The sequence below is a fragment of the Telluria sp. ZB4P36 genome (assembly GCF_059685865.1).
Window position 1 is genome coordinate 159,783 of the sequence record NZ_JCASIE010000011.1, and the last position, 23,736, is coordinate 183,518.

The 23,736-nt window shown below is 66.6% G+C and carries 19 protein-coding genes; 15 read left to right on the plus strand and 4 right to left on the minus strand.

The window, feature by feature from the left end:
* The first annotated feature begins 73 nt into the window (after positions 1 to 73).
* The 3 genes from AC56LK_RS15700 to AC56LK_RS15710 all read left to right on the plus strand — a co-directional run bounded on the left by AC56LK_RS15700 (position 74) and on the right by AC56LK_RS15710 (position 3,812).
* Positions 74 to 835, plus strand: a complete 762-nt coding sequence (locus AC56LK_RS15700; RefSeq protein WP_497185426.1) for a gamma-glutamyl-gamma-aminobutyrate hydrolase family protein — start codon at positions 74 to 76, stop codon at positions 833 to 835.
* Between the two features lie 117 nt (positions 836 to 952).
* On the plus strand, positions 953 to 2,323 hold the full coding sequence (locus AC56LK_RS15705) for a glutamine synthetase family protein (protein WP_497185427.1): 1,371 nt from the start codon (positions 953 to 955) through the stop codon (positions 2,321 to 2,323).
* 46 nt (positions 2,324 to 2,369) lie between these two features.
* A complete protein-coding gene (locus tag AC56LK_RS15710; RefSeq protein ID WP_497185428.1) occupies positions 2,370 to 3,812 on the plus strand; it encodes an aspartate aminotransferase family protein in 1,443 nt (480 codons plus the stop codon).
* A 54-nt stretch (positions 3,813 to 3,866) separates the two neighbouring features.
* On the opposite strand, the gene AC56LK_RS15715 is transcribed toward AC56LK_RS15710, so the two are convergent.
* Entirely contained in the window at positions 3,867 to 5,327 is a 1,461-nt protein-coding gene (locus AC56LK_RS15715; RefSeq protein WP_497185429.1) for a high affinity choline transporter 1, read from the minus strand.
* Positions 5,328 to 5,455: 128 nt separating this feature from the next.
* Here AC56LK_RS15715 and AC56LK_RS15720 point away from each other — a divergent pair, with 128 nt between their 5' ends.
* The 5 genes from AC56LK_RS15720 (at position 5,456) to AC56LK_RS15740 (ending at position 13,138) form a co-directional block, all read left to right on the plus strand.
* Positions 5,456 to 6,943 (plus strand): aldehyde dehydrogenase, encoded by a 1,488-nt coding sequence (locus AC56LK_RS15720; RefSeq protein ID WP_497185430.1) that lies wholly within the window; start codon positions 5,456 to 5,458, stop codon positions 6,941 to 6,943.
* 100 nt (positions 6,944 to 7,043) lie between these two features.
* Positions 7,044 to 8,813 (plus strand): sensor histidine kinase, encoded by a 1,770-nt coding sequence (locus AC56LK_RS15725; protein ID WP_497185431.1) that lies wholly within the window; start codon positions 7,044 to 7,046, stop codon positions 8,811 to 8,813.
* A gap of 24 nt (positions 8,814 to 8,837) precedes the next feature.
* Positions 8,838 to 9,317 carry a response regulator gene (locus tag AC56LK_RS15730; protein ID WP_497185432.1) on the plus strand — a complete coding sequence of 160 codons (480 nt, stop codon included), beginning with the start codon at positions 8,838 to 8,840 and terminating at the stop codon, positions 9,315 to 9,317.
* 10 nt (positions 9,318 to 9,327) lie between these two features.
* Positions 9,328 to 10,815 carry a sensor histidine kinase gene (locus tag AC56LK_RS15735; RefSeq protein ID WP_497185433.1) on the plus strand — a complete coding sequence of 496 codons (1,488 nt, stop codon included), beginning with the start codon at positions 9,328 to 9,330 and terminating at the stop codon, positions 10,813 to 10,815.
* Positions 10,808 to 13,138: a hybrid sensor histidine kinase/response regulator gene (locus AC56LK_RS15740; RefSeq protein ID WP_497185434.1), complete on the plus strand. Its 2,331-nt coding sequence runs from the start codon at positions 10,808 to 10,810 to the stop codon at positions 13,136 to 13,138. Before AC56LK_RS15735 ends, AC56LK_RS15740 begins: the two co-directional genes overlap by 8 nt.
* Before the next feature lie 3 nt (positions 13,139 to 13,141).
* On the opposite strand, the gene AC56LK_RS15745 is transcribed toward AC56LK_RS15740, so the two are convergent.
* The 3 genes from AC56LK_RS15745 to AC56LK_RS15755 form a co-directional block, all read right to left on the minus strand.
* Positions 13,142 to 13,882, minus strand: a complete 741-nt coding sequence (locus tag AC56LK_RS15745; RefSeq protein ID WP_497185435.1) for a LytR/AlgR family response regulator transcription factor — start codon at positions 13,880 to 13,882, stop codon at positions 13,142 to 13,144.
* Positions 13,879 to 14,958, minus strand: coding sequence for a sensor histidine kinase (locus AC56LK_RS15750; protein ID WP_497185436.1), 1,080 nt, complete (start codon positions 14,956 to 14,958; stop codon positions 13,879 to 13,881). Before AC56LK_RS15750 ends, AC56LK_RS15745 begins: the two co-directional genes overlap by 4 nt.
* Positions 14,959 to 15,036: 78 nt before the next feature.
* Positions 15,037 to 16,623, minus strand: coding sequence for a response regulator (locus AC56LK_RS15755; protein ID WP_497185437.1), 1,587 nt, complete (start codon positions 16,621 to 16,623; stop codon positions 15,037 to 15,039).
* Between the two features lie 168 nt (positions 16,624 to 16,791).
* Here AC56LK_RS15755 and AC56LK_RS15760 point away from each other — a divergent pair, with 168 nt between their 5' ends.
* The 7 genes from AC56LK_RS15760 (at position 16,792) to AC56LK_RS15790 (ending at position 23,623) form a co-directional block, all read left to right on the plus strand.
* On the plus strand, positions 16,792 to 17,568 hold the full coding sequence (locus AC56LK_RS15760; protein ID WP_497185438.1) for a DeoR/GlpR family DNA-binding transcription regulator: 777 nt from the start codon (positions 16,792 to 16,794) through the stop codon (positions 17,566 to 17,568).
* Positions 17,565 to 18,716 (plus strand): MFS transporter, encoded by a 1,152-nt coding sequence (locus AC56LK_RS15765; RefSeq protein WP_497185439.1) that lies wholly within the window; start codon positions 17,565 to 17,567, stop codon positions 18,714 to 18,716. Before AC56LK_RS15760 ends, AC56LK_RS15765 begins: the two co-directional genes overlap by 4 nt.
* Positions 18,717 to 18,812: 96 nt before the next feature.
* Positions 18,813 to 19,709 (plus strand): SPFH domain-containing protein, encoded by an 897-nt coding sequence (locus AC56LK_RS15770; protein WP_497185440.1) that lies wholly within the window; start codon positions 18,813 to 18,815, stop codon positions 19,707 to 19,709.
* Between the two features lie 11 nt (positions 19,710 to 19,720).
* On the plus strand, positions 19,721 to 19,921 hold the full coding sequence (locus tag AC56LK_RS15775) for a type II toxin-antitoxin system antitoxin (RefSeq protein ID WP_497185441.1): 201 nt from the start codon (positions 19,721 to 19,723) through the stop codon (positions 19,919 to 19,921).
* Positions 19,918 to 20,277 (plus strand): translation initiation factor Sui1, encoded by a 360-nt coding sequence (locus tag AC56LK_RS15780; protein WP_497185442.1) that lies wholly within the window; start codon positions 19,918 to 19,920, stop codon positions 20,275 to 20,277. The genes AC56LK_RS15775 and AC56LK_RS15780 overlap by 4 nt, the downstream gene beginning before the upstream one ends.
* Before the next feature lie 85 nt (positions 20,278 to 20,362).
* Positions 20,363 to 23,203: a M16 family metallopeptidase gene (locus tag AC56LK_RS15785; protein WP_497185443.1), complete on the plus strand. Its 2,841-nt coding sequence runs from the start codon at positions 20,363 to 20,365 to the stop codon at positions 23,201 to 23,203.
* A 27-nt stretch (positions 23,204 to 23,230) separates the two neighbouring features.
* Positions 23,231 to 23,623, plus strand: coding sequence for a VOC family protein (locus tag AC56LK_RS15790; RefSeq protein WP_497185444.1), 393 nt, complete (start codon positions 23,231 to 23,233; stop codon positions 23,621 to 23,623).
* Positions 23,624 to 23,736: the final 113 nt, after the last annotated feature.

Consider the following 23,736-nt stretch of genomic DNA (forward strand, 5'->3'; position numbering starts at 1 on the left):
ATCATTGGCCACTCGCGTCCGGACCAGAATGCTCGTATCATGGTTTCGTGCGCTTCACGACAAGGTAGAGACCATGCGCCCCATCGTCATCGTCCCCGCATGCACGCGTGATTTCGGCGAACACCCATATCACGCGGCCCAGCACAAGTATGTCGACGCCGTCGTCCTCGGCGCCGATTGCGCCCCCATGATCCTGCCTTCGCTGGGCGCCTCGCTGGACCTGGAGACGGTGCTCGCCCTGTGCGACGGCATCATGCTGACCGGCTCGGCCTCGAACGTCCACCCCAGCTACTATTCCGAGGAAGTGCTCGACCCCTCGCTGCCGCAGGATCCGGCGCGCGACCAGACCACGCTGCCCCTGATCCGCGAAGCGGTCAGGCGCGGCATCCCGATCATCGCGATCTGCCGCGGCTTCCAGGAGATGAACGTGGCCCTCGGCGGCAGCCTTCACCAGGCGGTGCAGGCCGTGGCCGGCAAGTTCGACCACCGCGAGAATCCCGAGCTCGGCATGGACGAGCAGTACGGCGACGCGCACAACGTCACGCTCACCCCCGGCGGCTGCCTCGAGCGCATGCTGGGGCAGCCCGAGATCCCGGTGAACTCGCTGCACGGGCAGGGCATCCACGAACTCGCGCCCGGCCTGACGGTCGAAGCAGTAGCGGAGGACGGGCTGGTCGAAGCCTTTTCCGTGTCGATCGCGCCCGGCTTCACGCTGGCGGTGCAGTGGCACCCCGAGTGGCGCATCCAGCACAACCCGTATTCGATGAAGATGTTCGGCGCCTTCGGCCAGGCCTGCCGCGATTACCAAGCCCAGAAACAACGGAGTTCCGCATGAGCGAAGTCGCCAACCGGACGGCCTGCCTGTGGGCGACGAGTGCCGTTCCCTAGCTTCCCTGCCTGAACCGAGCAGCGCGCATGAGCGCGCGTATCCCAAACAGACAGTGAGGCAATCATGGCAATCCGCGACAATTTTTCTTACACCGACATGGAGGAGTGGCTCAACGCCAAACGGGTCACCGAAATCGAATGCCTGGTCCCCGACCTGACCGGTGTCGCCCGTGGAAAGATCCTCCCCCGCATCAAGTTCACCGACGACCGCGGCATGCGCATCCCCGAAGTGGTGCTGGGCATGACCGTCACCGGCAATACCCCCGAGCGCGACGAATCGTACAACCGCGCCATCGCGGTCACCGACCGCGACATGATTTTAAAGGCCGACCCGACCACCATCACCATGGTGCCCTGGGCGGTCGATCCGACCGCCCAGGTCATCCACGACTGCTATTTCTCCGACGGTACGCTGGTCGATTATGCGCCGCGCAGCGTGCTGCGCCGCGTGCTCAAGCTCTACGCCGAGCGCGGCTGGAAGCCGGTGGTGGCGCCCGAGCTCGAGTTCTACCTCACGGCCAAGAACATCGATCCCAACCTGCCGCTCACCTCGCCGGTCGGCCGCAGCGGCCGCGCCGAGACCAGCCGCCAGGTCTACAGCATCGACGCCGTCAACGAATTCGACCCGCTGTTCGAGGACATCTACGATTACTGCGAGATGATGAACCTCGACGTCGACACCCTCATCCACGAGATCGGCGCCGGCCAGATGGAGATCAACTTCCTGCACGGCGACCCGCTGGGACTGGCCGACAAGGTCTTCTACTTCAAGCGCACCCTGCGCGAGGCCGCGCTCAAGCACGAGATGTACGCCACCTTCATGGCCAAGCCGATGGCCGACGAACCCGGCTCGGCGATGCACGTGCACCAGAGCGTGGTCGACCTGGACAGCGGCCGCAACATCTTCAGCAATCCCGACGGCACGGCGGCGCCGTCCTTCCGCCACTACATCGGCGGCCTGCAGCGCTACATGCCCTCGGCGATGGCCATCATCGCGCCCTACGTGAATTCCTACCGCCGCATCGTGCGCCACTCGGCGGCGCCGATCAACCTGCAGTGGGGCATGGACAACCGCACCGTGGGCTTCCGCGTGCCGGTATCGGGCGCGCAAGACCGGCGCGTCGAGAACCGCGTGATCGGCGCCGACGCCAATCCCTACCTCGCGCTGGCCGTGACCCTGGCCTGCGGCTACCTCGGCATGCTCGATGCGGTCGAGCCGAGCGGCATGGTCGAGGGCAGCGCCTACGACATGCCGGTCGAGCTGCCGCAGGGCCTGTCCGAAGCGATCACCCTGTTGCGCCGCGAAGACCGCCTGCGCGACGTGCTGGGCGAGCGCTTCATCGACGTGTACTCCGCGGTGAAGGACCTCGAGCACCAGGAGTTCATGCGCGTCATCAGTCCGTGGGAGCGGGAACACCTGCTGCTGCACGTCTGATGGGGGCGCCTAGCCCGGTTCACACAAGAAAAAATGGGAGCCGATCATGACCACCAATACGCCAGTGGCCTCGCTGCGCATCACTGCGCCCGAGGCATGCGAGACCTATGACACCCGGGAGCTGCAGCGCCTCGACAGCGCGCACTTCCTGCACCCCTTCACCGACCACGCCGCGCTGAGGGAACGCGGCGCGCGCGTGATCGTGCGGGCCGACGACGTCTACCTGTGGGATTCGGAAGGCAAGAAGATCATCGACGGCATGGCCGGCCTGTGGTGCGTGAACGCCGGCTACGGCCGCGCCAGCATCGCCGACGCGGTGCATGCCCAGATGCTGCAGCTGCCTTTCTATAACAGCTTCTTCAACACCACCAACGTGCCTGCGGTGAAGCTGGCGGCGCAGCTGGCGCGCATCGCACCGCAGCCCTTCCAGCACGTGTTCTTCACCGGCAGCGGCTCGGAAGCGAACGACACCATCGTGCGCATGGTGCGGCGCTACTGGCAGCTGGCCGGCAAGCCCGATCGCGACGTCATCATCAGCCGCCGCAACGCCTACCACGGCTCTACCCTCGCCGGGGCCTCGCTGGGCGGCATGGCCGGCATGCATGCGCAGGGCGGGCTGCCGATTCCCGGCATCGTCCACATCGGCCAGCCCAACTACGCCGAGGGCGGGCGCGGCATGAGCGAGGCCGAATTCGGCCTGGCGGCGGCCGGCTGGCTGGAAGAGAAGATCCTGGAAGTCGGGCCCGACAAGGTCGCTGCCTTCATCGGCGAGCCGGTGCAGGGTGCGGGCGGCGTCATCATCCCGCCGGCGACCTACTGGCCCGAGATCCAGCGCATCTGCGACAAGTACGGCATCCTGCTGGTGTCGGACGAAGTGATCTGCGGCTTCGGCCGCCTGGGCACCTGGTTCGGCTGCGAGCTGATGGGCTTCCAGCCCGACCTGATCGCCTTTGCCAAGGGCGTGACCTCGGGCTACGTGCCGCTGGGCGGGGTGCTGGTGGGCGGGCGCGTGGCGCACCTGCTGATCGAGAAGGGCGGCGACTTCAACCACGGCTTCACCTATTCCGGCCACCCGGCGGCCTGCGCGGCGGCGCTGGAAAACATCCGCATCATCGAGGCCGAAGGGCTGGTGGAGCGCGTGGCGCTGGAAACCGGACCGCACCTGAAGTCGCGCTTCGCTTCGCTGGCGATGCATCCGCTGGTGGGCCATGCCGAGACCTGCGGCATGACCGCGGGGCTGAACCTGGTGCGCCGCAAGGGCGCCACGGTGCATGACTGCGAAGCCTTCCCTACGGCTCACGCGGTGGGGATGCTGTGCCGGAAGCACATGTTCGACAACGGGGTGATCATGCGCGCGGTCGGCGACCGCATGATCGTGGCGCCGCCGCTGTCGATGACCAAGGCGCAGATCGACGAGATGGTGGAACGGATCGGCTACTGCCTGGATTTGACGCTGGAAGAGGTGGTGGAGCGGGGATGGATGGAGTAGCGGCACCCCTGTCCCGGCCAGCACCGGGACAGGGCGCTATCGCACAGTATCAGTTCACGCAGAAGAGACGATATGCTTGGTCGGCTCCCCACCATTCCGGAAAAACTGCGGCGCCAGCGAGCCCACGAACATCCCCACGAAGGCCGCCAGCAGCCCTGCCAGCTGTCCCGGGAAGTGCTCGCCCCAGGTGGTCACGCCCTCGAAGAACAGCAGCCACACGATGATGCCCGCGCCGATCGACAGGATCGCGCCCTGGGTGGTCGCGCGCTTCCAGTACAGGCCCATCACCAGCGGCACGAAGGCCCCGACCAGCGTCACCTGGTAGGCGCTCGACACCAGTTCGTAGATCGAGGTGCCTTCCATCGCGATCGCATACGCCAGCACCAGGGCCGCGAAGATCACGATGGTGATGCGCATCGCCAGCAGGTTCTGCCTGTCGCTCATGCCCGGACGCAGGTTCTTGAGGATGTTCTCGACGAAGCTGGTGGACGGCGCCAGCAGGGTGGCCGACGAAGTGCTCTTGATGGCCGACAGCAGGGCGCCAAAGAACAGGATCTGCATGACCAGGGGCATCTTGGTCATGATGAAAGTCGGCAGCAGGCGCTGGTAGTCGTTCTTGGCGATCTCCATCGCCGAGTTGCCCATCACGACCACGGCCGCGGCGACGATGAACATCGGCACGAAGGCGAACAGGATATAGCTGGCGCCGCCGATCACGGCGCCGGTGCGCGCGGTCGGCGCGTCCTTGGCCGACATCACGCGCTGGAACACGTCCTGCTGCGGGATCGAACCGAACATCATGGTGACGGCCGCGCCCACGAAGAAGGCGATGTCGGTGAAGCTCGGCTCCGGCAGCAGGCGCCACAGGTCGGCCTGCTGCGCCATCGCGAACACCTTGTCCGAACCGCCGGCCAGGTCGGCCGCGAAGAAGGCGATGATGGTCATGCCGACGACCAGCACGATCATCTGGATGAAGTCGGTGATCGCCACGGCCAGGAAGCCGCCCACCACCACATAGATCAGCACCGCCAGGGTGCCGATCAGCATGCCCATGGCCGGCGACATCGCGCCATTGGTCAGCACCGTGAACACCAGGCCCAGCGCGGTGATCTGCGCCGCCACCCAGCCCAGGTAGCTCAGGATGATCGCCACCGAGCAGAAGATCTCGATGCCCTTGCCGTAGCGCTGGCGGTAGTAGTCGCCGATGGTCAGCAGATTCAGCTTGTACAGCTTCGACGCGAAGAACAGGCCGACCAGGATCAGGCACATGCCGGCGCCGAAGGGGTCTTCGACGATGGCGTTCAGGCCGCCCTGCACGAACTTGGCCGGCACGCCCATCACGGTCTCGGCGCCGAACCAGGTCGCGAAAGTGGTCGTGATCACCATGATCAGCGGCAGGCTGCGGCCGGCCACGGCGAAGTCGGTGGTGTTCTTGATCCGCGTACCCGCCCACATCCCGAGCCCCAGCGTGCCGAGCAGGTAAAGCGCGACGAAAACGATCAAAGTGGTATTCATGCGGTGGGATTCCGGAAGAAGAAAGTTATCGGGCGGAAAATCCGCGATTATAAAGGCAGATTCCGGCGCTTGGATCAACTTTGCTAGTATTTGGCATCGAGTGTTGCTCAACAGTGAAGGAAACTGGCATGTCTATTACCAACTGGCATGAGCGGGCCGCAAACCTGGCCATCGACGGCCGCGCCGTCATCGACGGATTCCGGGTCGAGGCCCGCTCCGGCGCGCGTTTTGACTGCGTGTCGCCGGTCGACGGCCGCAAGCTGGCCGAGGTCGCGCGCTGCGACGCGCCCGACGCCGACGCCGCCGTCCTGAGCGCCCGCGCCGCCTTCGAGGATGGCCGCTGGGCCGGCATGGCGCCCGCCGCGCGCAAGCGCATCCTGATCCGCTTCGCCGACCTGATGCTGGAGCACCGCGACGAGCTGGCGCTGCTGGAAACCCTCGACATGGGCAAGCCGATCCGCTACAGCCTGAGCGTGGACGTGCAGCTGGCCCAGAACTGCATCCGCTGGTACGGTGAGGCGATCGACAAGATCTACGACCAGGTGGCGCCCACCGGCGCGGACAGCCTGGCCCTGATCACGCGCGAGCCGGTCGGCGTGGTCGCGGCCATCATCCCCTGGAACTACCCGATGTTGATGGCGGCCTGGAAGATCGGCCCAGCGCTCGCCGCCGGCAACAGCCTGGTCCTCAAACCGTCCGAGAAAGCACCCCTGACTTCCCTGCGCCTGGCCGAACTGGCGCTCGAGGCCGGCGTGCCGCCCGGCGTGTTCAATGTGCTGCCCGGCTACGGGGGCGAGGTGGGCAGCGCGCTGGGCCTGCACATGGACGTCGATTGCATCGCCTTCACCGGCTCGACCCGCACCGGCAAGCAGATCCTCCAGATGGCGGGGCAGTCGAACCTGAAGCGCGCCTGGACGGAATTGGGCGGCAAGTCGGCCAACATCGTGTGCGCCGATTGCCCCGACCTGGACGCCGCGGTGGAAAGCGCGATCGGCGCGATCTATTTCAACCAGGGCGAAAGCTGCAACGCGCCCTCGCGCCTGTTCGTCGAAGCCGCGATCAAGGACGCCTTCCTGGAAAAAGCGCTCGCGCTGCTTCCACGCCATGCACCGGGCGACCCGCTGGATGAAGGGACGGTGATGGGCGCCATCGTCGACCCGGTCCAGATGAAGACGGTGCTCGGCTACATCGAGGACGGCAAGCGCGAGGGTGCACGCCTGCTGGCGGGCGGCAACGCGGCGCGCCGGGACAGCGGCGGCCTGTACGTCGAGCCGACCCTGTTCGACGGCGTTGACGCCGGCATGCGCATCGCGCGCGAAGAGATCTTCGGGCCGGTGCTGTCGGTGCTGTCGTTTACCGACCTGGATGAGGCGGTGCGGCAGGCGAATGCCACGCCCTACGGCCTGGCCGCCGCCGTGTGGACGGCCGATATGAGCAAGGCGATCCGCACCTCGCGCGCACTGCGTGCCGGGACTGTGCACGTCAACCAGTACGACAACGACGACATCACCGTGCCCTTCGGCGGCTACAAGCAGTCGGGCAATGGGCGCGACAAGTCGCTGCATGCTTTCGACAAGTACACGGAGCTGAAGACGACCTGGATCCAGGTCGGCTGACAGCCTGCTTCCAGCGCCGCGCGGCGCGGGGGAATGCTCGTGTATGCTAGGCTGACGACAATCCTGGCACTGCCCCGGTACAGAAGGGCCGGGCGGGGCCATGCCTTCCATGAAAAAGTTCAAGCTGCGCGCGCCGGTCACCATCGCCACCATCCTCAGCCTGCTGGTGCTGGGAATCGCACTGAGCGTACTGGCGCGCGGCATCCGGAACCAGTCCGAGTCCTGGCAATGGGTGGTGCATACCCGCGAGGTGCTGGAGCACGTGCAGGCCACCCTGACCCTGGCCAGCGAAGCGGAAGCCGCGCAGCGCGGCTTCCTGTTGACCGCCAATGAACGCTTCATCGACAGCTACCGGCAGGCCCGCGGCGACGTATTGCCGGAGCTTGCACGGCTGCGCGAGCTGACCCGGGACAATCCCCGGCAACAGGCGGCCTTGCAGCCCTTCGAGGAAGCGGTGCGGATGCGCATCGACCTGCTCGAGCGCGTCATGCAGATGGTTCGCGCCGGCAGGAAACCCGACCTGGCGCTGCTGGAATCCGGACGGGTGCTCAAGCAGAAGATCCTGGCGCACGCGGAGGTGATCCGCACGCAGGAGCAGCGCCTGCTGCAGGAGCGCCAGCAGCGCGTCGAAAGCGGACGCCGCGAACTGATCGCGGCCTTCGCCACCACCGCGGCGGTGTCGGCTTTCCTGATCATCCTGTTGTGGGTGGTGTCCTCGCGCGACGCGGCGCGCCTGCTGGCCGAGCGTGCCCGGCTCGACGCGACGCTGCGCAGTATCGGCGATGGCGTGATCGCCACCGACCTGCAAGGCACGGTCAGCCTGATGAACCGGGTGGCGGAGGAACTGACCGGCATTCCCGAGCCGCGCGGCGTCGGCATGCGGCTCGACCAGGTGCTGCGCTTTCGCGAGCGCAGCAGCGGCCAGCCGGTCGCACTCGACGACGCCATCCACGACCGCGGCGAGCGGGCCGTCCTGGCCTCGAATGGCGGCGGCGACCATGCCATCGAGCTGAGTGCCGCGCCCATCGCACCGAACGGCGCCGGCGCCACGGGCACGGTGCTGGTGTTCCGCGACGTTACCGAGCGCAATGCACGCGCACGTGCCCTGGCCGAGTCGGAGCGCAAGCTGATCGAGGCCAACCAGATGCTCGAGCAGCGTGTCGAGGAAAGGACGGAACAGATCGCGGAAGCCAATGCCGAGCTGCGCGCCTTCGCCCACACCGTGGCGCACGACCTGCGCGCACCGCTGCGCAATGTCGAAGGTTTCGCCACCGCACTGATCGAGGACGAGGCGGAGCGCATGTCCGAAGACGGCAGGCTGTTCGCGAACCGCATCGTGGCCGCCGTGGTGCGCATGGACCGCCTGATCACCGACCTGCTGGCCTATAGCCGCCTGTCGCGCACCGAATTGCGGCTGGAGCGCGTCGACCTCGGCATCGTCATGAAGACCGTCCTGCGCGATCTCGAAGCCCAGTTCGGCGAAAGCGGCGCGCGGCTCGACATCGCCCATCCCTTGCCGGCGGTGCGGGGCAATGCGACCATCCTGGTACAGGTCATCGCCAACCTGGTGTCGAACGCCATCAAGTTCGTCGACAAGGGCGTGGTCCCGCACATCGATGTCAGTGCCGCGCGTGACGGGATGGCGGTGCGTCTGCTGATCGCCGATAATGGCATCGGTATCGCGCCGGAACACCGCGAGCACGTGTTCGGCGTGTTCGAGCGCCTCCACGGCCACGAACGCTATCCCGGCACCGGAATCGGCCTGGCGATCGTCAAGAAAGGCCTCGAGCGCATGGACGGAAGCGTACGCATCATGGCGCGGGAGGGCGGCGGCAGCATCTTCGAGCTGAGCATGCCGGCAGCCGACTGAGTAAGGGAGAGAATGATGGAAAGCATGAGCCACGAGGCTGACATGGCAGGCCTGCCGGTCATCCTGCTGGTGGAGGACAATCCCGACGATGTGCTGCTGGCGCGGCGTGCGGTGAAGAAGGCCGCCCTGCCGGTGTCGATGCAGGTCGTGGAAGACGGCGACGAGGCCGTCGCCTACCTCGACGGCAGCGGGCAGTTCGGCGATCGCGAACGCTCGCCGCTGCCGGCGCTGATCCTGCTCGACCTGAAGCTGCCCAAGCGCTCCGGCCTGGAAGTATTGCGCTGGGTGCGCAGCCAGCCGGCGCTGGACACCACGCCGGTGGTGGTGCTGACCTCGTCGAGCGAAGACGAAGACATCCAGAAAGCCTATACGCTGGGCGCCAATTCCTACCTGCAGAAACCGGTGGCCTTCAACGGCCTGGTCCAGCTGCTCGGCATGCTCGACCGGTACTGGCTGAGGAACAACCTGAGCGTTCCGCCGACGCCGGCGCCGGCGCCGCACTGAACAGCAAGCGATGACATTGAACATACTCCTGCTCGACGATAATCCGGACGACCGCGCCCTGGCGCGGCGCGAGCTGGAACGCAACCTGCCGGGCTGCGCCATCGCCGAGGTGAGCGACCGTGCCGCCTGGGAGCGCGAACTCCAGACCGGCCTGCGGGTCGACATCGTCATCACCGATTTCCAGATGCGCTGGATCACCGGCCTGGACATCCTCAAGCAGGTCAAGGCTTTCGACGCGCAGATGCCGGTCATCATGTTCACTGCCACCGGCACGCAGGAAATCGCGGTCGAGGCGATGAAACTCGGGCTCGACGACTACGTCATCAAGAGCCCGCGCCACTACGCGCGCCTGCCGGTGGCGGTGCGCGCCTGCCTCGACCGCAAGGAGATCCGCGCGCGCGCAATGCGTTCGGAAACCCGCCTGGCAGCCCTGCTGGAAAACATCCACCTCGGCGTGTTCCGCATGTCGCTCGAGGGCAAACTGGAGGAAGCCAACCGCGCCTTCTGGACCATGCTCGGGGGCGACCCCAGCGCGCCCGACTCCTTGCGCCATCCGCTGCTGGACCAGGTGACGAGCCGCCTGCCGCAATTGCAGGCGGCCTTCGACGCCACCGAACTGCAGGCCGAACTGGGTGCGAGCGACGAGGCCGGGCGCTTCTACGTCGTCAAGCTGGTGCGGGTCAAGGTCAACGGCCACGAGGCCATCGACGGCATCGTCGAAGACGCCACCTCGCTGCGCCGGGCCGGCGCCGAGATTCACCGCCTGAATGCGGAACTCGAGCAGCGCATCGTCGAGCGCACCCGGCAGCTGCAGGAAGCCAACGAGGCGCTCGAGACCTTCGGCTTCTCGGTCTCGCACGACCTGCGCGAGCCGCTGCGCACCATCCAGGGCTATGCCGCGGCGCTGCGCCAGGACCTGTCGGCGCGCGACTTCAGCAACTTCGAGCAGTACGTCGACCGCATCAACGCCATCGCCCGCCGCATCGACCTGATGGTGTCGGACCTGCTCGAGTTCGCGCGCCTGTCGCGCGCCGAGATCAGCACCGACAGCCTGCCGCTGCTCGACCTGGTGCAGGAGGCGCGCGCCGCCCTGCAGTGCGAACCGGCCTTCCAGGCGGCCGACATCCAGGTCGATATGCCCCAGGACCTGATGGTGCGGGCGCACCGGCCGATCCTGGTGCAGGCCCTGACCAACCTGCTCGGCAACGCAGTCAAGTTCGTCCGTCCCGACACCCACGCCGCGGTCCAGATCGTGGCGCGGGCGCGCGGGCGCACGGTGCGGATCGAGGTGCAGGACAACGGCATCGGCATGGCCGACGAAGCGAGGGCGCGCGTGTTCAACGTGTTCGAGCGCCTGCACGGCGAGGAGGAATACCCGGGCACCGGCATCGGCCTGGCGATCGTCAAGAAAGGCGTGGAGCGCATGAACGGCAACGTGGGTGTCGAGGCGGCGCCCGGCATCGGGTCGAATTTCTGGATCGAGCTGCCCGGTGCCTGACCAATTCGCCAGCGAAGGACCGCTGCGGGTCCTGCTCATCGACGACAACCCCGACGACCGGGCCCTGGTCGAACGCGAGCTTCGGCTGCGCATCGAGCAGGTCGCGGTGCGCCACATCAGCGACGCCGCCATGCTGGCCGAAGCGCTGGACGGCGGCGGTTTCGATGTCGTGGTCACCGACTACCGGCTGCGCTGGACGGTCGGCACCGAGGTGCTGCGCGAGATCAAGCGGCGCTATCCGCAGGTTCCGGTCATCATGTTCACCGGCAGCGGCAACGAGGAAGTCGCCGTCGACGCCATGAAAGAGGGCCTGGACGACTACATCACCAAGACGCCCAAGCATTACCCGCGCGTTCCCTTCGCCGTCATCGGCTGCTTCGAACGGGTGCACAACCGCGCCAGGCTGCAGGAATCGCTGGCGCGCGAGTCGCTGGCCAAGGCCCGCCTCGAGATCGCCCTGCAATCGGCCGGCATGGCGACCTGGCAGGTCGACATCGACAGCGGGCAGCTGAGCTGCTCGGACGATGTCGGACCGATGTTCGGCCAGCCGCGCGGATTCGTCCTCGCCAGCCCGGCGCATGCGCTGGAGCAGGTGCATCCCGAGGACCGTGCAGGACTGCTCGCGGTCTGGCACGCGGCCCTGGAAGACGACGGGCGTGTCGCCGCCGAGTTCCGCGTGCTGGGCGCCGACGGCCAGCTGCGCTGGATCGCCGGCAGCGGCAAGCTGCTGCGCAAGCACGACAGCGAGACCTCCCTCGTCATCGGCACCCTGCGCGACGTGACGGCCGAGGTAAGCGACAAGGAGCACCAGCGCAAGCAGCAGGAAGAGCTGCAGACGATCCTTGATGTGCTGCCGGTCGGCATCGCCGTCAGCCACGATGCCGAAGCCCGGCACATCAGCGTCACGCCCTATTTCTCCGCGCTGCTCGGCGTCGACCACGGCAGCGACTACGGCCGCCTCGGCACCAGCGAGCGCCCTTATCGCTACCTGCGCGGCGGCGACGTCCTCGAGCCGGACGATTGGCCGATGCGGGTCGCGGCGCGGCTCGGCAAGCCGGTGCGCGGCGAAGAACTCGACGTGCAGTTCCACGATGGCCGTACACTCACCATCCTGGTAAGTGCGGCGCCGCTGTTCGACGCGGAAGGACAGGTGCGCGGGGCAGTCGCGGCCATCATGGATGTCAGCGCGCTCAAGAACGTCCAGCGCGAACTGGAAAAGGCGAACCGGCAGAAGAGCGAGTTCCTGTCGGTGCTGGCGCACGAATTGCGCAACCCGATGGCCGCCATCGGCTACTCGGTCGAGATGCTGCGCCATGTGGCGTCTCCCGCCACCATCGGCAAGGCGCGCGATGTCATCACCCGCCAGACCCGCCACATGGGCCGCCTGCTCGACGACCTGCTCGACCTGAGCCGCATCACCCTCAACCGCATCGAGCTCGAGACCCGCCCGGTCGACCTGCGGCGCACCATCGAACTGGCCTACGAAAGCACGCGCGCGCTGATCGAAACGCTCGGCCACGACATCCGTTTCGACTTGCCGGCGGCGCCCATCATGGTGCCGGGCGACGAGGTAAGGCTGACCCAGGTCGTCAGCAACATCCTGAACAATGCCGCCAAGTTCACGCCGGCGCATGGCGCGATCACGGTTCGCGCCGCCAGCGGGGAGGGGCGGGCAGTCGTCACCGTCAGCGACAACGGCGCCGGCATCGCACAGGACCAGCTGGAATCGGTATTCGACATGTTCTCCCAGGGGCAGTCGAAGGTCAGCGGCGGACCGGAAGGCCTCGGCATCGGCCTGGCGGTGGTGCGCAAGCTGGTCGACCTGCACGGCGGAACGGTGCAGGCCTTCAGCGAAGGCAGCGGGCATGGCACGACGGTGCGCATCGACCTGCCGTGCATGGATACGGGCACTGCCGAAGAGCATGCGCCGGCCAGCGCCGCCCCGGCGTCCGACACGCATGTGCGGCTGCTGGTGGCCGATGACAACGTCGACGCCGCCGACCTGCTGGGCGAGGTGCTGCGCATGGAGGGGTACGCGGTCCAGGTGGCCTACCACGGCAGGGAGGCCATGCAGATGGCGGCGCAATGGCGGCCGGACGCGCTGGTGCTCGATATCGGCATGCCGCACGCGAACGGCATCGAGGTGGCGCGCTGGGTGCGGGCGCAAGACTGGGGCAGGAGCGTGGCACTGGTCGCCGTGACCGGCTGGGGCCAGCAGCAGGACCGCAACGCAACGCTGGAGGCGGGATTCGACGAACACCTGGTCAAGCCGGTCGGCCCGCAGGATGTCGTGGCGGCCGTCAGCCGGAACCTGGCCAGATAGTGCCTAGATCGCCATGTCGCGCAGGATCTTCGAGGCGTCGCGGTTGGCCCCCAGCACCGTCCCATCGCGCATGTGGATCTGCAGCTGCGACTGGTCGTCGGCCCGCATCGATTCCACGAAATCGAGGTTGACCAGGGCCGAGCGGTGGATGCGCACGAAGCGCCCCGGGTCGAGCTGGGCTTCGAGCTCCGCGATGCCGATCCGGACCAGGAAGGTCTGTCCGCGCGCCGTGATCACCGTGTATTTCGAATCCGACTTCATGTACTCGATGTCGGCGGCCGCCAGCGGGAAGATGCGCCCGCGGTCGCGCACCAGGATGCGTTCCAGCCGTGACGGCGCCACGTTCGCCTGTGCCAGGACCTGTCCCAGTGATTCACGCTCATGTCCCGGTCCCTCCAGCAGCCGCGCGACGGCGGCCGCGAAGCGCGCCTGCGTGAAGGGCTTGAGCAGGTAGTCCACCGCATTCAGCTCGAAGGCCGTCACCGCGTACTGGTCGTAGGCCGTGGTGAACACGATCCGCGGCAGGTAGTCGAGCTGGCGCAGCACGTCCAGGCCGGTCATCTCGGGCATCTGGATGTCCATGAACACCACCTCGGGACGCAGGCGTCCGATCTGGGCCAGGGCGCTGGCGCCGTCCGCCGCTTCGCCCACCAGGCGCAGGGACGGATGCCTGTAGATGGCGTCGCGCAGCACGTCGCGCGCCAGCGGCTCGTCTTCGGCGAAGAAAGCGGTTCTCATGTTCATGCGTAGCTCTCCTCGCGGATGGCGGGAATGGTGACGGAGACGCTGAAGCCGGCCCCGGGCGCGCTCCGGACGCGCAGGGCGGCGCGGCCGCCGTAGTCGAGCTGCAGGCGCCGCTCGACGGTGCGCAGGCCCAGGCCGGGCGAGGCGGCAATCTGCGCCGGATCGGCGCCGGGGCCGGTGTCGCGCACCGTCATGGTCAGCTCGCCGGTGCCGGAATCGCGCCGGGTGCTGATGTGCAGGATGCCCGGCCGGCTGTGCGGATTGAAGGCGTGCTTGATGCTGTTCTCGACCAGCGGCTGCAGCGACAGGGCCGGCAGCGGATGGTCTCCCGCATCCTCGTCGAGGTCCCATTCGACGTGCAGGCGCTCGCCCAGGCGCAGCTGCTCCAGTTCCAGGTAGTCGCGCACGAAACCGAGTTCGGCGTCGAGCGTCACGCGGTCGCTGCCGCCGCGTTCGGTGTCGAGCACGTAGCGCAGCATGTCCGAGAACTGGAACAGCGCGGTCTCGGCGGCCGCCGGGTTGCGCTGGGTGAGCGCGATGATCGAGTGCAAGGTGTTGAACAGGAAGTGAGGATTGAGCTTGTTGCGCAGCGCGCTCAGTTCCGAGGCGATCACCAGGTTCTGGGCCTCCTTCATTGCCAGCGCCTGGCGGTGCGCGGCGTCGCGGGCGCGGATCAGGTGGAAGATGCCGGCGCCGAGCAGGTAGGTCATGACGTGGTAGAGCAGGGGCCAGACGTACCAGCTGATCGGCTTGGCGGAGTTGAACAGCAGCCAGAAGGGCGTCTGCGAGACCACGGAGAATGCAAAGCCCGCCATGATGTGGGTGCCGATGATGGTGGACGGGCGGTAGCCGCGGCGGCCGAGGAAGCCGGTCAGCGGCCAGGCCAGCGCCAGCAGCAGGGCGGATGGCAGCAGGCTGGCCAGGGTCAGCAGCCAGCGGACCGCATCGAAGCGGCCCGCCGCCAGGATGTCCAGCTGGTCGGCGGACGACAGGAAAATCCCGTACACCAGCCAGGCCCCGATGTAGATGCGCCACATCAGGCCATGTCCGGTCGGTTTGGAAGGCGTTGTATTCATGTCTGCAGTATCGCCCTGGATGAGGCGGTGCGGGAGCACCGTGCCACGAACTGCAAGATATGGGGTCCGAACTGAGGATTACGGGCAGGGCAGGGTGATGGTCAGCCGCGTGCGGCCGTGGCCCGTGTCCATGCTCACGCTGCCGCCCTGCACCTCGGCCATGAGGCGGATCGAGTAGGTGCCCAGGCCGTTGCCGCCGATCTTGCTCGATGGCGCATACTTCTCGAAGAAGCGCTCGCGCGCCGCCGGCGGCACGTCGCCGGCGTTGTCGATCATGACGTGCAGGTTGCCGTAGCCGGGCGCGATGGACACGCTCACCTTGCCGGCTGGCGGCGAGGCCTCGATGGCGTTCTTCAGCACGTTGTTGAACAGCGAATAGCACAGCAGCGGCTCGCCCAGGCAGCTCACGCCCTCGGGCTGGTCGTAGCCGACGGTGACGTCGTCGCTGTCGAAGGTGAACTGGGCCTGCCGGCAGATCCTGCCCAGCATGTCGCCCAGGTCGAACACCTGCAGCGCCGGCTGGTAGCTGCCCTGTTCCATCTTGTAGACGTCGAGGGTGCGGTTGATCATCTCCAGCGCGTTCTCGGCCGCGGTCTCGATCATGTGGGCGTGCTCGCGCTGAGCTTGCGTGAGCGGGCTGACGAGCAGGGCCTGGCTGCCGTGCAGCGCCACCGCGATCGGGCTTTTCAGGTCGTGGCGCGTGATGCGGTCGACGTCCTCGCGCAGGCGCGCATTCTCGATCAGGAGTTCGTTCTGGCGCTTGACGTCCTGCAGGGCGGTGGCCAGCAGCAGGTGCGCCGACAGGCGCGCCTTCAGGATGGTCGGGTCGGCCGGCTTGGACACGTAGTCCACCGCGCCCAGGCGCAGGCCGGCCACCACGTCCTCGGTACCGTCGCGCGCCGACAGGAAGATGATCGGGATGTGCGCGGTCTTCGGATTGGCCTTCAGCTGGCGGCAGGTCTCGAAGCCGTCCATGAGCGGCATCATGATGTCGAGCAGGATCAGGTCGATGTGGAAGGCATCCGCGATCTCGAGCGCCTTCTTGCCGCTGATCGCGACCTTGATCGCGTAGTCGTCCTTCAGCACGCCGGCCAGCACCTCGATGTTGGTCGGGATGTCGTCCACGATCAGCACCGTGGATTTCTTGACGCGTTCGCCGATCGGCGCATCCAGGCCGATGACGTTCGATTCGGGCAGCACGGCTGCCGCCGGTTCAGGCACCGGCACGGGCGCCGGCGCGGGGGCAGGTGAATGCTGGCGCGCGAACGGGCCCGGTGCGGTCTCGAGCTGCACGCCGAGCATGCTCATGAACTTGCAGGCGAAGCTGTGCACCGTGAAGGGCTTGATCATGTAGGCGTTCACGCCGGCCTGCAGCGCGGTGCGCACCGATTGCGGATTCGCTTCCGCGGTCAGCATCATGAACGGCGTGTTGGCATAGCGGTGGTCGGTCCGCATCCACTTGAGCAGGTCGATCCCGCTCATCACCGGCATGCCCCAGTCGCCCACCACGATGTCGATCTGCTGCTTGCGCATGAGGTCCTGCGCGGTCTTGCCGTTATCGGCCTGGAACACGTTCAGGAAGCCGAGTTCCGCCAGCACCTGGCGCACGTGGGTGCGGATCAGGAGGTAGTCGTCGACGATGAGGATGGAGGCGGACTTGTCCATGGATTTCTTTTACTGAAGTAGATGAAGTTTAACAACTTATGGACACGCCGCATACGGTCTTGTTGTATGCATGACAGCACCGTTATGCATGAATTATCCTGTTCATTGCGTAAACTTGCATGTTTCTGCGCGTATGCGTAAAGTCTTGCGCAATAATCGGGAGAATACATGCAACTTGCGGAAGAACGCCGGCAATCGATCATCGACGCGGTGGACAAGGAAGGACGGGTGCTCGCGGCCGAACTGGCGCAGCGGCTGAATACGTCGGAGGACACGATCCGGCGCGACCTGCGCGACCTCGACGCCGCGGGCCTGCTGCGCCGCGTGCACGGCGGCGCGGTGCGGCGCACCAGCATCGCCAGCTTCGGCGAGCGCGCGGAAAGCGACCTGGCGCGCAAGGGCGCGCTGGCCCAGCTGCTGCGCGACTGCATCCGTCCCGGCGACACGGTGCTGATCGACGCCGGCTCGACCAACCTCGCCGTCGCCCGCCTGCTGGAAGACGGCCAGGCCGCCACCGTCGTCACCAACAGCCCCCAGTTGGCGCTGGCGCTGGGCGAGTTCCGCCGCACGCGTGTCGTGCTGCTGGGCGGGACCTACCATGCCGCGCAGGGCGCGGTGCTGGGCGCCTGGACGCTGGCCGAACTCCAGCAGCTGCGTGCGGACCTGTGCATCGTCGGCATCTGTGCGCTCGATCCCGAGCGGGGCCTGGCGACCGCCGACGCCGAGGAAGCGAGCATCAAGGCCGCCATGCTGTCCGGCAGCGTGCGCCGCGCGGCGGCCGTGCTGAACGAACGCCTGGCCGACAGCGCGCCTTTCCTGTTCGGCCGGCTGGCGGAGCTCGACCACCTGGTGCTCGAAGCCGACGCACCCGCCGACATCATCGCCCGCCTGCGCCAGGCGCATCCGGGACTCGACATCAAGCTTGCCGCCAGGGCCAGGACATGAGCCGGAATCAAGGCGCCACTTCCCTCGCGGCCGCACGCTGGTCGATCTCGACCGTCTTCCTGCTCAACGGCGCCGGCATCGGCCTGTGGGCCGCGCACGTGCCGGTGGTGCAGGCACGCGCCGGCATCGATACCGCGACCTTGAGCATGGTGCTGCTCACCATCGCGGCCGGTGCGCTGCTGGCCATGCCGCTGATGGGCGGCTTCACGGCACGCTGGGGCACGCGCCGCATGACGCTCGTATCCGGCTTCCTGTTCGCACCGATGCTGGCGCTTGTCATGAACGTCAGCGACTTGCCCCTGCTGTTCGGGGCGGCCTTCGTTTTCGGTATCAGCAACGGCGCACTGGACGTGGCGATGAACGCCAATGCCAGCGAGGTCGAGACCGCGCGCGGCATCCCGACCATGTCGTCCTTCCACGGCTTCTTCAGCCTGGGCGGCCTGCTGGGGGCGGCGCTGGGCGGCGTGATCCTCAAGCAGGGCTGGGGCGACGGGCAGGGCGCGCTGGCGATGGCCATCCTGACCGCGCTGGTCCTGGCCGTGGCGGCGCCGCGCGTGATGGCCTTCGCGCCCAGTCACGAAGCGGGCAGCCACTTCCAGCTGCCGCGCGGCGCGGCCCTGAGCCTCGGCCTGCTGGCGCTGCTGTGCTTCGCGGTGGAAGGCGCGCTGGTGGACTGGAGCGCGCTCCTGATGCAGGAGCGTACCGGCGCCGAGCCGGCGACGGCGGCGCTGGCCTACTCCGCCTTCTCGGTCGCGATGGCGGCCTGCCGCTTCGCGGGCGACCGCATGATCCTGCGCTGTGGCGCGCTGCGCGTGATGGTGCTGGGCGGCCTGGCGATGTTCGCGGGCCTGGCCACGGCGGTGCTGAGCACCCATTTCCTGCTGTCGGCGGCCGGCTTCGCCCTGATCGGCATCGGCGCGGCCAACGTGGTGCCGCTGCTGTTCGGCGCCGCCTCGCGCATTCCGGGCATGAGCGCGGGTGCGGGCGTGGCGGCGGTGGCGACCCTGGGCTATGGCGGCCTGCTGCTGGCGCCGCCGGTGCTCGGCTATATCGCGGCGCAAGCCAGCATCATGGTGGCGCTGGGCATGCTGTCCCTGTCGGGACTGGTGATTGCGCTGAGCGCGGGGGTGATCAAACGGCATGCCTGATCGCACCCCGAAATTACTTGACAACAATTCCAAGTGATCCTAAAGTGATATCACTTTGATGTTACTGTGATGTTGTTTTTTAGGAGGGGATCGAGCATGAATGCAGCACACACTCGCCGCGAAATGGCGTTCTCATCCACGAATGGCTACCTGGCAGCCATTGCCGGCGTCATCCTGCTGGGCGGCGCCGTCTACCTGTTCAATACGGGGCTCGAGCCGGCCAATGGCCTGCTTCCCTTCCTGGGCAGCCTGTTGATGGGATTGGCCGGGGTCATCTGCCTGACCGGCCTGTTCATGCTCCAGCCGAACGAAAGCGCGATCCTCACCCTGTTCGGCAAGTACATCGGCACCGACCGCAGCGAAGGCCTGCGCTGGGCTTTCCCCCTCTACGTCAAGCGCCGGCTGTCGCTGCGCGCCCGCAACTTCAACGCGCCGACGCTGAAGGTCAACGACAAGCGCGGCAATCCGGTCGAGATCAGCGCGGCCGTCGTCTGGCGCGTGCGCGATACCGCCCAGGCCGTATTCGAAGTGGATGATTTCGAGCGCTACGTCTCGATCCAGGCCGAAGCTGCGCTGCGTCATCTGGCATCGCAATATGCCTACGACGAGGGCGAGGACCTGCCGGAAGGGGAGACCACGCTGCGCGCCGGCATGGATGTCGTCGCCGACGCCCTCAAGTCCGAGCTGCAGGCGCGCTTCGAGGCAGCGGGTGTCGAGGTGCTCGACGCCAAGCTCACCCACCTGGCCTATGCCGCCGAGATCGCCCAGGTCATGCTGCGCCGCCAACAGGCCGAGGCGATCATCAGCGCCCGTGCGAAAATCGTGCATGGCGCCGTGAGCATGGTGGAAGCCGCGCTGAAAGGCTTGTCCGAACGGGGCATCGTCGAGCTCGACGACGAGCGCAAGGCGGCCATGGTCAGCAACCTGCTCGTGGTGCTGTGTTCGGACAAGGAAACCCAGCCGATCGTCAACACGGGCACCCTCTACAACTAGCAGCGACGAGCATGGCAAGTCCCGGCAAAAAGGCATTCCCCCTACGCATCGATCCCGCATTGTGGGAGGAATTGCAGCGCCTCGCCGCGCGCGACTTGCGCAGTGTGAATGCAGAGATTGAATTCCTGCTGCGGGAAGGGCTGGCGCGGCGCGGGGTGAAGAATATCGAGGCGAAGGGCAAACATGATGATTCGGAGCCGAGCAAGACATGAAGCGTAGTTCCAACGGCGGCCTCGTCTATTCCACCGAAACCGGCCGCATGTGCCCCGACTGCCGGCAGCCGGTATCCGAATGCACCTGCAAGCAGGCAAAGGCCGTGCCCGCAGGCGACGGCGTGGCCCGCGTCTCGCGCCAGTCCAAGGGGCGCGGCGGCAAGACCGTCACCCTCGTCAAGGGCCTGGCCCTCGATCCCCTCGCCCTGGCCGTACTGGGCAAGCAGTTGCGCACCGCATGCGGTTCCGGCGGCACCGTCAAGGACGGCGTGATCGAAGTGCAGGGCGACCATTGCGACCGGATCATGGAAGAGCTGAAAAAACACGGCCTCCAGGTGAAGCGCGCCGGCGGCTGAGCCTCTGTTGTAGCAATCAGGAAATTGCAATACTATCCAGAACGCTTTGGCGTGTTGCCGCCCTTCTCCTTGAGGACCTGATTGCATGAAGATTCTTTCCCTGACCCTGTTGGTGGCCGCCTGCTTCGCGCCCGCCTTGTCGGTGCCGGCACACGCCGCCGCCAAGCCGGCCGCGGCCGCACCGAAGGCCGGCCTCAAAGTGGACTATCAAAAGTTCACCCTGCCCAACGGTCTCGATGTGATCTTCCACATCGACCGCTCCGATCCGGTCGTCGCCGTCAACCTGACGGCCCACGTGGGTTCGGCACGCGAAAAGGCCGGCCGCACCGGTTTCGCCCACCTGTTCGAACACCTGCTGTTCCTGGAATCGGAAAACCTGGGCAAGGGCGGCCTGGACAAGATGAGCGCGCGCATCGGCGGCTCCGGCGCCAACGGCTCGACCTCGCAGGACCGCACCAACTACCTGCAGACGGTCCCCAAGGACGCGCTCGAGAAGATGATCTGGGCCGAAGCGGACAAGCTCGGCTGGTTCATCAACACGGTCACCGATCCCGTGCTGGCCAAGGAAAAGCAGGTCGTCAAGAACGAGAAGCGCCAGGGCGTGGACAACGCGCCCTACGGCCACACCCGCTACGTGATCAACAAGGCCCTGTACCCGGCCGACCATCCCTATAACTGGCAGGTCATCGGTTCGCTCGACGACTTGCAGAACGCGACCCTCGACGACGTCAAGGAATTCTTCCGCCTGTGGTACGTGCCGAACAACGTGACCCTGGTGCTGGCCGGCGATTTCGATCCGGTCCAGGCACGCAAGTGGGTCGAGAAGTATTTTTCCGAAATCAAGCGTGGCGCGCCGATGAAGGCCATGGCCAAGCGCCCCGGCGTGGTGAAGGAGACCGTCAAGCTGGCCCACGAAGACAACTTCGCGAAGCTGCCCGAGCTGAACATGGCCTGGCCGACCGTCGAGGACTTGCACGAGGACTCGTATGCGCTCGAGGTGCTGGCCGAATACCTGTCGCAGACCAAGCGCGCGCCCTTCTACAAGGTGCTGGTGGAAGACAGCAAGCTGGCCCCGAACGTCCAGATCGGCAACCAGACCTCCGAGCTGGCGGGCCAGTTCATGCTGCGCATCCGTGCCTTCGAAGGCAAGCCCCTCGACGAGGTGGCCGCCGCGGTCGACAAGGCCTTCGCCAAGTTCGAACAGGAAGGTATCTCCGAACGCGACCTGAACCGCATCAAGGCCGGCCTCGAGACCCGCTTCTACAACTCGGTGTCGAGCGTGCTCGGCAAATCGGCCCTGCTGGCCGAGTACAACTACCTGACCGGCAATCCGGGCTATGTGGCGCAGAGCGTCAAGAAGACGCTGGCGGTCACGCCGGCCGACGTGCGCCGCGTGTACGACACCTACATCAAGGGCAAGCCCTATGTCGCGACCAGTTTCGTCCCGAAGGGCAAGCTGGCCCTCGCCTTGAGCGGATCGGGCAAGGCCGACGTCGTCGAAGAAAAGGTCGTGCAAGGCGCGGAGAATGCCGTCGACCCGAGCGCGACCGCGGAATACACCAGGACCCCGTCCAGCTTCGACCGCAGCAAGGAACCCGCCTACGGTCCGACGCCGGAGGTGAAGGTGCCGCAAGTCTGGGACACCAGGCTGGCAAACGGCATGCGCGTGGTCGGCATCGAGAACAATGAAGTGCCGCTGGTGCAGTTCGATATCGCGATCGACGGCGGCCTGCTGCTCGACAAAGCGGAAAAGGTGGGCGTGGCCAACCTGATGGCACGCCTGATGACCCAGGGTACCGCGAAGAAGACCCCGCAGGAACTGGAAGAAGCGATCCAGCAGCTGGGCGCGAGCATCAATGTGTTCGCCCGGCCCGAGGACGTGCGCATCAGCGTGACGACCCTGGCGCGCAACTACCGCGCGACCCTGGACCTGGTCGAGGAAATCCTGTTGCAGCCGCGCTGGGACGAGAAGGAATTCGCCCTGATCAAGCAAAGTGTGCTGAGCCAGATTCGCCAGCAGGACGCCGATCCGAACGCGCTGGCCAGCCGCAATTTCAGCCAGCTGATCTACGGTAAGGACGATCCCCGTTCGCGCAACATCCTCGGCACCGCGGCGAGCGTGAATGCGATCACCATCGACGACCTGAAGGGGTATTACCAGGCCAACCTGTCGCCATCGGTGGCGCGCATGCACGTGGTCGGCGCCCTGCCGAAAGCGGTCGTGGCGAATTCGCTGGCGGGCCTCAGCCGCGCGTGGAAAGCGAAGGAGGTAGCGCTGCCGCCGGCGGCGGCCGCCGCCAGCCTGCCGCCGGCCAAGGTCTATTTCGTCGACGTGCCGGACGCGAAGCAGTCGGTGCTGCACATCGGCTACCGTGCGCTGGCCGTGACCGACCAGGACTACTACCCGGCCACCGTGGCGAACTACATCCTGGGCGGCGGCGGCTTCGCGTCGCGCCTGACCCAGCAGCTGCGCGAGGGCAAGGGCTATACCTACGGGATCAATTCGAGCTTCGGCGGCAGCAAGAGCGCCGGGCCCTTCATCATCGCCAGCGGCGTGCGCAGCAACGTCACGCTCGAGTCGACCCAGCTGGTGAAGCAGATCCTGCAGGACTACGCCCCGAGCTATTCGGCGGCCGACCTGGAGACGACCAAGAACTTCCTCATCAAGAGCAATGCGCGCGCCTTCGAAACCTCGGCGGCCAAGCTGGGCATGCTCGACAACGTCAGCAAGTACGGCTGGCGCGCCAACTACATCAAGGAGCGCGAACAGATCGTCAAGGCGATGACCCTGCCGCAGGTCCAGGCCCTGTCGCAGAAGTACCTCGACCCGTCGAAGATGGTCTGGCTGGTGGTCGGCGATGCGAAGACCCAGCTGCCGCGGATGAAGGAACTGGGCTTCGACGAGCCGGTCCTGATCGCCAGGTAAGCACACCTACTACAAGGAGAAAACAACATGTTCAGTCATGTGATGGTCGGATCGAACGATATCGAGCGCTCGAAGCGCTTCTACGACGCGGTGCTGGCGACGCTCGGCGCCGGCGAGGCCTTCCGCAACCAGGCGCCGACCGGCCAGGCCCGGCTCTTCTACCGCCACGACGGCGCCGCCTTTTGCGTGACGGAGCCGATCGACGGCGCAGCCGCGTGCGTCGCCAACGGCGGCACCATCGGTTTCAAGTGCAGCTCGCCGGAACAGGTGCATCAGTTCCACGAGGCGGCGCTGGCGCATGGCGGCAGCACCTGCGAGAACCCGCCCGGCCTGCGCGAAGGCAGCCTGGGCACGATGTACCTGGCCTATGTACGCGACCCGGACGGCAACAAGCTCTGCGCCCTGCATCGCCCGAAATAAAAAAGGCGCTGTCACCGTTATCTATGGATGACTCTGATTGCAATGCGCAGCAATTGCTCAACAGAAGTAATCCGGCCGCCATCGAGTGCCCAGCGCCAGCCCAGGTAGTTCGG